7 protein-coding genes are annotated in these 12604 nt (G+C 62.1%); 2 read left to right on the top strand and 5 right to left on the bottom strand.

Features of this window, described 5'->3' with window-relative positions; genetic code table 11:
• Positions 1-116: 116 nt before the first annotated feature.
• The 4 genes from FNT36_RS10560 to FNT36_RS10575 all read right to left on the bottom strand — a co-directional run bounded on the left by FNT36_RS10560 (position 117) and on the right by FNT36_RS10575 (position 5328).
• Positions 117-1592 carry a DUF3375 family protein gene (locus FNT36_RS10560; RefSeq protein ID WP_144847236.1) on the bottom strand — a complete coding sequence of 492 codons (1476 nt, stop codon included), beginning with the start codon at positions 1590-1592 and terminating at the stop codon, positions 117-119.
• A gap of 9 nt (positions 1593-1601) precedes the next feature.
• Entirely contained in the window at positions 1602-3980 is a 2379-nt protein-coding gene (locus FNT36_RS10565) for an AAA family ATPase (protein ID WP_233635826.1), read from the bottom strand.
• Entirely contained in the window at positions 3970-4203 is a 234-nt protein-coding gene (locus FNT36_RS10570) for a hypothetical protein (protein WP_144847240.1), read from the bottom strand. Before FNT36_RS10570 ends, FNT36_RS10565 begins: the two co-directional genes overlap by 11 nt.
• Positions 4204-4311: 108 nt before the next feature.
• Positions 4312-5328: a helix-turn-helix transcriptional regulator gene (locus FNT36_RS10575; protein ID WP_144847242.1), complete on the bottom strand. Its 1017-nt coding sequence runs from the start codon at positions 5326-5328 to the stop codon at positions 4312-4314.
• A gap of 145 nt (positions 5329-5473) precedes the next feature.
• Between FNT36_RS10575 and FNT36_RS10580 the strand changes: the two genes are divergently transcribed.
• Together FNT36_RS10580 and FNT36_RS10585 are read left to right on the top strand one after the other, a co-directional pair.
• Positions 5474-9040 carry a hypothetical protein gene (locus tag FNT36_RS10580; protein WP_144847243.1) on the top strand — a complete coding sequence of 1189 codons (3567 nt, stop codon included), beginning with the start codon at positions 5474-5476 and terminating at the stop codon, positions 9038-9040.
• 16 nt (positions 9041-9056) lie between these two features.
• Positions 9057-11216 carry a hypothetical protein gene (locus FNT36_RS10585; protein ID WP_144847245.1) on the top strand — a complete coding sequence of 720 codons (2160 nt, stop codon included), beginning with the start codon at positions 9057-9059 and terminating at the stop codon, positions 11214-11216.
• A gap of 55 nt (positions 11217-11271) precedes the next feature.
• On the opposite strand, the gene FNT36_RS10590 is transcribed toward FNT36_RS10585, so the two are convergent.
• Entirely contained in the window at positions 11272-12600 is a 1329-nt protein-coding gene (locus FNT36_RS10590) for an McrC family protein (protein WP_144847247.1), read from the bottom strand.
• Positions 12601-12604 lie beyond the last annotated feature (4 nt).

The raw sequence follows: 12604 nt of genomic DNA on the forward strand, positions 1-12604 counted from the left end.
GCTGGCAGAGCGCAGCGAAGCATCTCGCGTGGCGCAGCAATCATAATGAAAGGGTTTACTGCACCCCTCTCGTCATGCTTCGCTGCGCTCTGCATGACGAGAGGGGTGCAGTAAAGTCACTTACCAAAAATGATTTCTGGAAACTCGCACGCCCGGCCCGGCCCCAGCACGAATACCTCGGTGCGAGCGTCGTTGAGTACGTGCTTGTCGGAGGTGGCCGCGATGCTGCCGTAGGTCATCAACTCGGCCAAGCCATGTTGCAGGGCGTAGGTGTCCACCACCTGGCGCAGGCTCACCTGCGGCCGGCTGCGCAGCAGCTGCTCGATGTTGGCCAGTAGCACCGCCCTATCGACCACGCGCGGTCCCACCAGCGGCACAAAATCGGTTTCTTCCTGCTGCGCCACGGCCAACTGCCGGGGCACGAGGCTGCTTTCGCGCTCTTCTAGCGCAAGTATTTCCTTGGTCTCGCTGGCCTGGTACTCGGCCCGCCCGTCGATTTCCAGAAACACCGCGTCTTCCGGCGGTGCGTCCATCACCTCAAAGGCCAGGCGGCGAATGTCCTGAATGAGGGCCAGCGAGCGGCGGCGCTCGCGCAGGTTTTTCTCCGATACTATCTTTTCCAGCTTGCGGGCCAGGGCATGAAAGGACTCGTTCACCTTCTTACCCTCGCCGTGCAGGTAAAACCGGACTTTGCGTAAAAAGCCGTCACCCGCTGCCAGTCCCCGCGCCTCCAGCAGCCCAAACAGCTGCTGCACCAGCGCGTCCAGCTCGGCCTTTTGGCGCGGGTCGGTGAGGTGCTGGTAAAAGGCCTCGAAGCTGCGGCCCTGCGGCGTGTCGCGCAGGGCGTCGAGCGCGTCGAGGGCCAGGCCCAGCAGGCTGCCCTTTGTGTGCCCGGCCGCCGACTGTTGCTTGTAAATTTCCTGGGTAATTGCCCGAAAATTATTTTCCACCTCCCGAAAATCGCGCAGCAGGCCCCGTGCCAGCCCGCTCACGTTCTGGTAGCGCTCCGCGATTTGCACGTCGTCGTACGTCACCACCGTTTTGCTCAGCTTCAGTTCCCGAATCTGCTTATCAAGGTCGCTGCGCTGCTTTTCGAGGTCGGTCAGCTTGGTGCGCCAGTCGGTGTCGGTGTTTTGCGCCAGCTCGCGCAGCTTGTGCAAAATATCCAGAAACCGCGACTCGGTGCCCACGTGGGCCGGCTTGTCGAGTAACGCGTGTACCCAGTCGAGCACGTTTTCCAGCTCCGGCGTTAGGGTGTGCTGGTCGGCCCCGTGCTCGTCGGTGTAGAGCGTGAGGAAGCCGTCGCGTATCCATTTTTTCAGCAGCTGCGCGGCCTGGTCCTCGTAGGGCAGGCCCAGAATGGTCAGGTCGCCCTCCTCGTCGCCGGCCTGGTTCACTTCTAGAAAATCGGCCAGCAGCCCATTCAGCTTCTCGCCGCTCAGCACCGGCGCGTAGCTGCCCGCCTTAAAGCTTTCCTGTAAAAAGCACAGCACCAGCGCCGCATTCCGGCTGCGCAGCAGCCGCACGAACACGGCCGGCCGGTCGGGGCTGAACAAGGCGCGGTAGCGGGGATAGGGAATGGAGTCGCGCATTGCGTAGTTTTAGGAAGGTCTTTGAACGGGCACAAGCTGCATTTTGAGCGTGCGGCAGCTGCATCCAAGGTAGCTGCCATCCACTACTTTATGCGGCACCTCCAAACAGGTCGGGCAGGTCAGGGCTTTGGCGAGTGCCAGCGCTGCCGTAGCAAAATTCTCTATCTCCTCATCGGCCAGCTCTAGACCTAGCGTACTGTAATGAGCGCCAGCATTGCGGGGCTCGGTACTTTGACGATTTACAGCCTCAAATAGGGGGCGGATGGCAATGGTTTCCCAAGCGGCCTGGTCGGTAGGGGAGGGAGGTGGTAATGCAGCCAAGTCTGCTTTTAGGCGGGTTACTTTCGCTACTTTGAGTACGCTAGCAGTTCCCCTAAGCAGCTCGCTAAGATTGAACTTGGGCACCTCATAAAATGGAAGGAAACACCGATAGCGGGCCGCAATAGTATGCAAAAGCTCTTCCAGGAGCACCCCGGCCTGCGTAGCCACGTCGCGCCGGTTGAGGGGAATCTGGGCAAGGGATGCTTCCAGCTCGGCTACGAAAGTCTTCTCACTAAACACTTGAATGCCCTGTGCTAGCGACCAGCGCTCCAGGCGCAGCAAATGCACGTTGTCGCGGCGGCGCTGGTAGCGGTCGTACCAGCGGCGGCTGTGGGTGGCAATGATGATTTGCTTAAAGCAATGCGCTTCAACGTCAAGCAAGTCGGTGATGCGGTTGAAATGCTCGAAATCAACAGAAGTAAAAACGTCGTCCAGTACCAGAACGGCTTCCTGCGCACCGCTAAGCTTGGCCAGCGCCAGCCACATGCAAAAGCCCAGCGTATCGAGGTGCGCCTCGCTGAAGTAAGCTTGAGGAGGTACATCAGCCGCGTGGCCCACAAAATTGACGCGCTGTGTGAGCGAGGCCCGGCGGTTGGGGTCCATTTCCAGCCGGTCGAGCCCGATGTTTTCCGCAGGGTGAATGGCCGCGTAAAGTCGATTTACCTCTGCCGTAATAGAATCAAGCACGCGTTGCGTAAACAGCTTGCGCTGCTCGGTCACAATAGCCAATGCTTGTTTGAGGCGAGCGCGGACCACTTCAGTTTCCGCGAGCTTGCGCGCAATGCTTTCCAGGTTAGCCAAGTGGTTTTGCAAAGAGTCGAATAATTCGACTTGTGCAGTTAGGGCCTGGCTTTCAGCTTCCAGGGCACTCAGGCCGGTTTGCAGCTGCGCGGCCAGGAGGTAGGCAGTGCGTGTTTTCAGCGCGGGCTCAGTAGCAGCCGCTGCCTGGTAGGCCGCCCAAGCGGGTGCGTAGCCAGCCAGAGCAGCTGGGGTACTAGTAGCCAGCAAGGTAGCCAGTAAGTCAAGCTGGTCAGTAAGTATCCGGCTGGCCTGTTGCAGTTGGCTGCTCGCAGTTTGCAAAGCCAGCGCAGCGGTGCGGGCGGCATTTACCAATATCACGGTGGCTTGCAAGCCTTGCAGACGCTCGGCGAGGCTGGCGCGCAGCTGCGTTTCATCGGTAAGCTGGGTGCAAACCGGGCAGGTAGCCAACTGCACGCTTGGCTGCTGCAGGTAGCTGAGTGTATCGTGCAGTAAAGCTACCAACTCAGTTGAATGCGTAGCCGTGACCAAATCAGCTAATTGAGCTTTGGCCTGTTTGTCGGCATTCTCAGCCTTTTGTCGTGCTTTGCCACAAGCCAGCGTATGGCTGGCATTGATTGCCAGGGTCGAGAGGAGCTGCCGAATAGCTCCCAAATGCTCAGCCTGCTCGCGCAGGATGGTCATATTTTCTTGCAGGCGGCCCCGCGCCCATTCCAAGGCAGTAGTAGCTGTCTCGGTCGCCAGTTTGTGGCGCTGCCACTCGGCATGTAGCAGGCCCTCGTAGCGTCGGCGGTCATCCTCTTTCTGCTTGCAGTCGTTGTCTAACGCCGTGTGGCTAGCTCGTAGCGCGGCTTCGCTGTCTTCTACGGCGGCCACATCCAGAAAGTGCTTCATGGCGGCGTAGCGGTCGGCGGGCGCGTCTTCGAGCAGCTTGAGTAGCTTGCTGCGGCGCAGCACATGCACCGGCGACTGAATCTTGCCGTGGCTGCCCACCGCTTGCACAAGCAAATTACGGCCTTTGAGCGTGGCCCGCCAGCCATGCCCTGCTTTGGTAATAAGCTCTACTTCGGGCTGGCCCGCTGCCGATACAGCGCGCAGGTATTGATGAGCTTGCCCCGTGCCGCGCCCCGCAATAGAGCCCAGCGACTGATTAGCCACCGCGTCGATGGCATCGACCAGCGTGCTCTTGCCAGTACCGTTTTCACCAAAAATCAGGATGATAGTTTTCTGCTGGTCAAAGGCTACTGTGAGGGGCTGGGAGGCTCCCCGGAAGTTAGCCAGCCGTAGCTGCGCAATTCTAGAGGGCATCGGGCTGGGCGGAGCTAGCGGTGTAGAGAGGCAATTCCAATAGCTGCTGCCAGGCGCTGGCATCAGTAGGTGCCGTGCCGTTCAACATGTTTTCGCAAAGCTTCTGGTCGTCGGCGTTGAGCAAACCTGCTTGATAAAGGGCCTGCGCTATTTCGGCAGCCAGCGCGGCGTTAGGGTTCTGAAAACCTTTTGGGTCAATTAAGGACGGTAAAGCTTGATTCACAGTTGAGATTAGTAGATAGAAAAAGAAGCCCGCTGGCCAGCGGGCGTAGTAGCGCTTTCTAAACCCTAAGCTAAAGCAGCTGCGTCATAATATACCGGAATATACCGGCTAGTTGTTGTAGCTGGCCAGCGCCGCCCGCAGGCGCTTGCGCATGGTGGCCCGCAGCGTAGCCGGGGCCAGCACCTCCACATCGGCCCCGAAGCTGAGCAAGCGAGTAACTAGTTCCGGGTTAGGTACCAAGTAAAGGGTCAGCTCCAGGCCAGCGGGCGTGCTGGCTACTTCGCACTGGGTGGGGTGCAAGGGCTTGGTTTGCACATAGGGTGCCCGGCCGTGCGCAAAGCGCAGATGTACGGTAGTAGGCTGCTCACCAGCCGGCACCGTGGGGCCGATAACATGTTGAAAATGCGTGTCGAAATTAACGGCGCTCGGCACGTAAGCGACCGCAGTATCGGCACAGGCCGTGATGCGGTCCAGCGCAAAAACTTGTAATTCTGCCTTCGCCGGGCTGTAGCCCAGCAGAAACCAGCGGTGCTGGTACGACTTGAGTAAGTAGGGATGCACCACCTGCTCGGTAGCCGTCATCGCCCGGTACGACTGGTAGCCTAGCCGCACCGGCTGCTGCCGCTGAATGGAGTCATAAAGCGGTTGCAGCCAATTGGTGCCTGTATAGTTGGGTGCCTCTTCGAATTGCAGAATGGTGGGAATATCGTCCAGGCTGCCCGCCAGCGCCAAGCGGCCATTCATGCGCCGGATGATATCGTCGAGGGCCGTGGCTAGCCCAATGCCCCGAATAGCTTGCAGAGCGTGCAGGGCCTGTTGGAGTATCACCACATCGGACCCGGTAAGCGGAATGCGGAAGATAGAATACCCCGGTACTGTGTAATGATGGCCCTTCTTGCGGGAGTAGCAGATAGGTGCGTCAAAACCAGTGTCGCCACCTTCTTTCATGGCCTGCAAATCATCGAATAGGGTGGTGCGGCCCACGCCATCGTTAGAGCCGGTATGCTCATTGTAGCTTGTCGAAAGGACAGCTAGCAGGGCATCGGTCGTCCAGATGCGCTGCCGGTTGGATAGGCACTGGTCGATGGCCCGGTAGCGCCGTATCGCCTGCTTGGTAAGTGGCATCGAAAAATATTTTGGAAGATTTCGTTTGCGTCCGGATAGGCCGGACTCTGGCCCCGGAGGTTTGCGGACACAAGATGGGAAAAGCGGCGGACATGCACGAGCATCCGCCGCCGGCCGGCCCCATCACCACCATTTTTCTGTTTTCATGAGTCATTACATCAACTACTACCGTCGCACCTTGCTGGCCCACGCCATGGGCCTGAAGCTAGTGCTCGGCGGCACTGGGCTGGGCAAAACCAGCAGCCTAGCCGCCCTGCTTCGCAGCGGCGACTTTCCGCCCGATACCAAGTTTATTTACGTCGCTAACCGCATCCAACTCCTCGATGAGATGGCCGCGCAGGTCAGCGACCTGAACCTGCATGTTCACCAAAAGCGCGATGCCGACCAGTTGGTCGAGGTGCTGGCCCAAGGGCTGGTAGCCAGCCTGCTCGACTACCCGGCTACCCCCGCGCTTCTTGCCGACCACAACCAGCGCAACCCGCTCAGCGCGACTACCCTGGAGCGGCTGCGGGGCCGAGCCAACCGCTTTCAGCAATTGCAGGGGATGGGATTGGATAGTTTTTTCGACCTGGCAGAGCTGGCGCGAGAGCTGCTCCGGCCGCTCAAAAGCCTGCTGGCGCTGGCCCGCCAACTGGTAGCCGCCACGCCAGCCGAGGGCCAACGAACCACCCAGCAGGAGGCCCGCGCCCTGGCCGGGCTGCCGCTGTGGCCGGCGCTGTTTCCGTACCTGCACTTTCAGGAATACCCCGCGTGCCGGCTGCTGCTGCTGACGGTGCAAAAAGCATTTCACGGCGTGTTCGACGGCGAGAGAACCCAGCGGTTGGGCCAGTGGGACGCTCCGGCCACGGGCCGCTACGTGTTCGTGTTCGATGAATTTGACTTTCTGGAAAACGACCTGCTGGCCATGCTGGCCGACGACCGCGAGGTGCGCGACCCGTTCGGGCTGGTGCAAACCTTCTACCGGCGCATCAACGAGCAGAAACTGGTACACAGCGGCTACCTGGCCCGCGAGCCCCGCTGGCAGCCCATCCGCGACCGGCTGGAGCGCATTTGCCGCCGCATCGAAACGCTGCGCGATGAGCACGGCATCGACTTTCCGGCCATTACGCACTTCGTCAGCACCGACGACCAGCTGAAAGGCAAAGCCATTTTTCAGTCGAACTACTCCTTGGTGAAGCGACCGGTGTACTTGCACGCCGCGCCTAGCCGCCGCAACACGTTTGAGCTGACCACCGACCGCAAAGGGCGCAAAGCCTTCGTGCTCCTCGACGTGGTGAACCGGACAGTGAAGGACATCATCCGGCTGTTTGGCTGGCTGAAAACCGAGCACGAAGATGTATACCCCGAGCTGCTGCGCCAGTGCTTCGGCGGCACCGACTACCGCGCTGAGGTGCAGCGCACCCGCCCGGTGGGGCACCCGCCCGAATACTGCGAAACCAACTACGGCAACCTGTTGGTCAACGGCTTTGGGCTGTACGAAATCGAAGAAGGCCGTAGCCGCCTCACCGACCCCGACGAGGTGGCCATCAGCTACCGCTCGCTGCACACCAGCCCCGAGGCGCTGCTGCGCGACATGGGCCGCCAGCATTTGGTGTTTGGGCTGTCGGCCACGGCGCACATCCGGCGGGTGCTGCGCAACTTCGACTGGGCCGGGCTGGCCCGCCCGGCCGACCCCACGCAGTCGTTTCAGCCGCTGGAAAACACGCCTGACGACCAAGAGGATATTGCCCGGGCCAATGCCCAAAAGGCCGCCGTGCGGGCCAACACGCTGACGCTGCACCAGGCCCTGCCCCTTGAGATGAGCGTTGCGTTTGGCCCGCAGCTGGCCGCCATTGCCCACAACCTCGACAACTTCGACGAGGCCGGGCCGCACGGGCACCGGCTGCGACGGGCGCGGCATTTTTTCGCGGTGCTGGCCCGACTGGCTGGGTTGCACGCCGCTGGCGAATTGCCCGCGCACCAGACGCACCTGCTATTTCTGGCCTCGGTGCGGCAGGTGGCGCAGCTGCTGCAAAAAGGCGGCGATGAAGACGGCTGGTACGGGGCCATGCCTCTGCCAGGTGCTGCCGGCCCGCTGCAACTCTACGACGTGTGGTTTCGCGACGAGGCTACCGATGAGCGGCTAGCCTGCTACGTGGCTCTCTACGACGCCCGGTTTGGGCAGGCCCTTCGCGCCGACCCCACACTAGACCGGCAGTACAACGAGCTGTTCTGGCAGGGGCGGCCGGTGCTGGTGGTGACCACTTACCCCTCGGCCGGCAACGGTGTGAACCTGCAATACTACCTGAGTGAGCTGGCCCACGCGGCGCAGGATACCACACAGAAGCGTGATTTCCGCTACCTGCACCTGCTCGATGCGCCCTACTACTATTTCAGCGGCACCGACCAGTTGGAGACGGCCGACCAGGAGCCGGCGGCCATCAAGCGCGACGTGTACGGAATAATGAAGCTGTTGTATGCCAAGCTGATATCGGAAGAGCAGGCCGTGGGCCAGCTGGGTCACGTGCGGCACCTCAACCGCTTCAACCGCACCTATCTGGCCCTGAATGATGGGGTGCTGAACCAGGTGAGTGTGGTGGTGCAGGCCCTGGGCCGCATCGAGCGGGTGTGGCAGCCCATGCCCGACCAGGAACTGTGGCTGGACGACGCGGTGTACGCCGTGCTGGAAAAATTTGCTACCCGCCCTGAGTTGGCCGCCGACTGCCGCAACTACCTGCGCTACGCCTCGGCCAACATGCAAACGCTGCTGGCGCACATTGCCCGGCAGGCCCCCGCCGAGCGCCAGGCCCTCGACGACGAGCTGCTCGACCTGCATCGCCCCAACGAGGCCGCCCGCCAGCACATCCGGCAGCTGGTGCTCGACATCGAGCAGTTTAAGCACACCGGCCAGCCCGCCGACACGCGCACCCGCTGGCAGCAACTGCGCGAGGAAGTGCTGAAGCACGACCTGCGCGGCCCGCAGCTACAAGCAGTGCGGGGCACTTTCCAGACCGACTACGCCCGCGACGGCCAGCTGTGGCTGAATGCCGAAAACCAGGTAGCGCCGCCCCAGGTGCGCAGCGCCGAGTTCGAGCCCTGGGACCTCAACGCGCTGTACCGGCCGCTTACCCGCTTTCTCGACTCGTTTCTGGCCCACCACTTCCGGCGGCAGGGCTTCGAGCTGGCCTTTCACGACGGGGGCACCTACCTGCTACCCTACGTGTACCAGTCCATCCTGGCCGGGGCCATTGGCGAGGAGGCGGTGTTGGCGGTGCTGCACCACGCGGGCATCGCGGCCAGCGGCGACGGCGTGCCCGACGCGGTGTTTGAGGTGGCCGACCTGCGGGTACACAACCGGCCCATTTTTATTGATTGCAAAAACTACGGCGTGCGCACGCAACGGCAGTTTGCGCTGCTGCCCGACGACCCACTCTATCATCCTAAGCTCAACGAGCCGCACTTCGTGGAAGGCATGGTGCGCAAGTGGCAGCGCCTGCACGATGCCCTGCCGCCCGGCCAGACCGAGCCCTGCCGCCTGCTCATTATGAACCTGCTGGTGGACGACAGCGCCGCCCTGCGCTATTACGACGAACAGTTTCGGCCGGTGGCCGACTGGGCCGCGGCCCGCCTTGTGGTGCTCACCGGCGTGCTGCTACCCCAGCCCCCCTCTGCCCAAAACCTGCTTACCCCGGCCTGCCAGGCCCTGCTCCAATCTATCAAGTTTCACCACTAAACCCCTTCTCACTCTTATGGCTACTTCACCTTCTCCTGCCAAGCCTACGTCCGTCAAAGAAACAATGGTGGCTACCAACCAGCTGCACATCACGCCGCCCACCGACTGGGCCGCGTTGCTGGGCAAATACAGCCTCTGGCGCTACCAGCTGTCGGACGAGCAAAACCGCTTCCGAAAGTTTGCAGATGTCCGGTTTTTCAGCCGGTTCACCAACGACTACAAAAACAAGTTCGACCAGCCGTTCTATTTCTTCACCTTCGACCAGCCCGGCGCCTCCCTCTACACGTTGCTGCCCGCCGATGCCGTGCCGCGCCCCTGGCTCTACCACTTCGGCAACCCGCAGGAAGTAGCGCCCCAGGAAATATGCAGTGAACGGGTGAGCCCCGACGAGCTGCGCCCGCACGTGCTGCTCAAGCTGCTGCTGGCGCTGTGCTTCTACGAAAATGGCCCCAGCGAGCGCGACCGGCGCGTGTGCCAGAGCAAGTTTTACCTGCGCGTGAAAGGCGCGGCCAATGGCAAATACCTGACGGCCGTGGAGGTGCAGCCCGTGGTAGAGGAGCGCCATGCCAGCCATACCCTCACCATCAAGGTAGAGGCCAATACCTTCGAGCGCATCGAGCCGGAAAAGGCAGGCAGCTACGCCCACCTGGGGGCCTTTTATGAGCTGTTTGAAAGTCGGGGCTACACCTACCTGCGGCAGCTGCGCCCCAACCAAGTAGCCACGTTCACGCGCGAGCTGTACCAGCAGCGCACTTTCTCGGGTAAGCGCACCCAAGCCGACTGGCACCACAACGGCAGCGCCAAACACCCACAGCAATACCAGGAAAGCCGCTCGTACCAGGTGCGACACGTGCAGGAGCGCCTGCAGAGCTTCCTGACCCGCTACGGGTTTAGTGTGACCCTGGCCGAGGAACTCATGCAGCGCCAGAAGCCCAGCAAGGAAACGCTGCCGCTGCACCGCCTGCCCACGGTGCAGGTGGTCGATAACCGCCTTAATCAAAGCACAGTTCCCGCCGCCGACTACCTGAAGTGGCTGAATGCGCACCCGTTCACGCAGGGCAAAACGACGCATACCCTCCCGTTTGAGCTGGTGCCGGCTGATAAAGTGGATGCCACCCGCCCATTGCTGGCGCTGCTCGATGCCGACCGCCCGGCCTTTGAAACCACCGACCGGCAACTGGGCCTGCTAGCCCTGGCTGGGCACCAGGACCCGTACCGCATTCTCTACCAAAAGCTTCCGGCCGTGGTCAAGCAGTCGCTGAATGTCAACCCCAATGAGGTGGAGAAGTATACGGTAGCCGAGGACTTTCTACGGTACGATGCGCCTGCGGCCCTGGCCCCGCCGGAAGCTGGGGCCGCACCCGAGCCGACAGCAGCGCCCGCCGCCGAAGCTGTGCCCGAATTGGAAGAAGCAAAGCAGGCCCGGCTAAAGGTCGCCCGCGAGGCCAAGCAGGCCAAAGCCCTGGCCCTCAAGCTCGACGTGTGCCTGAGCGAGTTGTGGCTGAAATGGGTGATTGCGGGCAAAGCAGCGGCTCCCGGAGAAGGCTCCAACCTGCCGCTGTTGGCCGACCTGCCCACCGACTGGGGTTTCGTCACCAATAACTGGCTGCTGTACTTTGAAGCGGGTGCCCTGCGGTTTGCTGACCTGGATACACTCGAAGGCAAGAAGCTACTGAAGGCCCGCTTTACTTCCTGGAGCGAGCTGAAACAACATTTTTTGAGCCGCCAGCCAAAATATGCCTCGCTGGAGCCAACCGATGAGAAGGCGCAGAGTGCCTTGCGTAAAGCCCACTTCGTACTGGTCGGAAGCACGGTGCTCGAGCTAGAGCAGACCGAAGCCATCGCCATGCCCAACTGGCCCGTCATTAAGCTGCTGAAAGCTGCGGAGCCGAGTGCATCGGCCAAGTCACTGGCGGCATTGGGTGTGTATGTGGGCGGCGTATGGGCCACGCCTCAGGGCCACCGTTACCTCGTGAGCGGGGCCACCTCCAGCCAGGTGGCGGAGGCGCGCGGCCACCACGTGTACGAAATTCACCCCTGCGGCCCCGTGTCGGCAACCCAACTAGCTACGTTGCGCTCCTTACTCACGGTCACGTTTGTGCGCCGCAATCAATTCACAGTCTGGCCCTATCCCTTCGATTTGCTTCGGCTGCACCAGGAGATGGTTGCTAACTAGCTGACTCAACAAAGGCCCGAAAAACCCGCACCAATCTTGTGCGGTTTTTCGGGCTTTACTCAACCAGGCCCCACGCCGATAGCTCGACTGTAATGGAACACTGCAAGTAGCCGGTAGCTACCTCAATGTCAGTCGCATTCTCGTTCGTGACTTCTTCCTTGTACTGCCCCACCCGAATGTAGGAAACCCCGCACCGAATCACGGGCGCGCCCGCCGCCGGGTGCAGTGGCCGCGTGAATTCGCCCTCCACGGCCGGCTCCTGCCCGGCTTGCGGGTAGAGTAGGCGCACCCGCGTGGCCCCGTAGTACTGGGCGTAGGCGAACAGCTGCCGCAGGTCGTTTTCGGCGTGGTAGCCATTGGGGCGCTTCCACTTGGCATCCAGCACGAGGCGGCCGTGGGTGGGGTGGTGCAGCAGGATGTCGGGCTGCATACGGCTTTGCTGGCCGTTGTTATCCGCCTGCCAAAACACCACTTTGGCGGGCTTGCTCACCGTCCAGGTGGGTGGGGCGAGGCGTTGCAGGGTGCGCAGCAGGTACGCCTCCCAGATGTGGTTCATGTTGAAAAACAGCGCTACCAAATCCTGTGGGCCGCTGTGCAGGTCGGGGCTGAGGCGCAGCAGCAGTAGGCGCGCGATGCGCAGAGCCGGGCGGTAGGGCGCGGTTTTGCGGTCGTAGCGCAGGCGGGCGAAGAGGGCGGGCGTGGGGCGCACGGCCGGCAATTCGGGCCAGGCCAGCAGGGCACGGGCGGCCCGGCCGCGCAGGCCCGCGTGCGCCGTGAGGGCGGGCAGCAGCCCCAGGGCCTGCCGCAGCAGGCGGTGGGGGAGGTGGTCGGCGTCGTAGGTCTGGTGGCGGGTATAAAACCGCTCTTGGTGCACCACGTTGCGGGCCAGGTGCTGGCCGAAAAGGAGCGTGCCCTTCAAGGCTTTCACCTGCCCTTCGCGCTGGCGGTAGCGCTTGACGAGGCCGCGGTGCAGCAGGGTTTCGACCTCGCCCAGAAACAGGGCCAGGTAGAGGTCGAGCAGGCTGTGCGGGCGCTCGTGCAGCAGGGCCGTCTGGAAGGTATCGACGGGCAGCAGGCCGGCCTCGGCCAGCATCCGTAGCAGCAGGTGGCGCCAGCGGTCGAAGTCCTCAGTGGGCCTAGTCGTTTCGCCGGGCACGGCATCGGCTTTGGGCAGCACTTCGATGGTGAGGTCGCCGGCTTGCAGTACGCCCACGTAGTGCTTGAAGCGGATGCCCCGGTGCCGGATGTCGTAGTAGCGCCGGCCCGCGCCGTTGTCGTGAAAGCGCAGCAGGGCCTCCCAGTGCGCGGGCTTGAATTCGGCGTCGCCCTGCTTGTCGCCGATGGTCAGGATGCTGTGTTCCAGCACCCGCAGAATGTGCGGCATGGCG

This window comes from Hymenobacter setariae, assembly GCF_007713685.1.
Classification (GTDB): domain Bacteria; phylum Bacteroidota; class Bacteroidia; order Cytophagales; family Hymenobacteraceae; genus Hymenobacter; species Hymenobacter setariae.

Excerpts from the sequence above, each read along its gene's own strand:
- FNT36_RS10560 (WP_144847236.1), bottom strand. The coding sequence starts at position 1,592 with ATGCGCGACTCCATTCCCTATCCCCGCTACCGCGCCTTGTTCAGCCCC.
- FNT36_RS10590 (WP_144847247.1), bottom strand. The coding sequence starts at position 12,600 with ATGCCGCACATTCTGCGGGTGCTGGAACACAGCATCCTGACCATCGGC.
- FNT36_RS10580 (WP_144847243.1), top strand. The coding sequence starts at position 5,474 with ATGAGTCATTACATCAACTACTACCGTCGCACCTTGCTGGCCCACGCC.
- FNT36_RS10575 (WP_144847242.1), bottom strand. The coding sequence starts at position 5,328 with ATGCCACTTACCAAGCAGGCGATACGGCGCTACCGGGCCATCGACCAG.
- FNT36_RS10565 (WP_233635826.1), bottom strand. The coding sequence starts at position 3,980 with ATGCCCTCTAGAATTGCGCAGCTACGGCTGGCTAACTTCCGGGGAGCC.
- FNT36_RS10585 (WP_144847245.1), top strand. The coding sequence starts at position 9,057 with ATGGCTACTTCACCTTCTCCTGCCAAGCCTACGTCCGTCAAAGAAACA.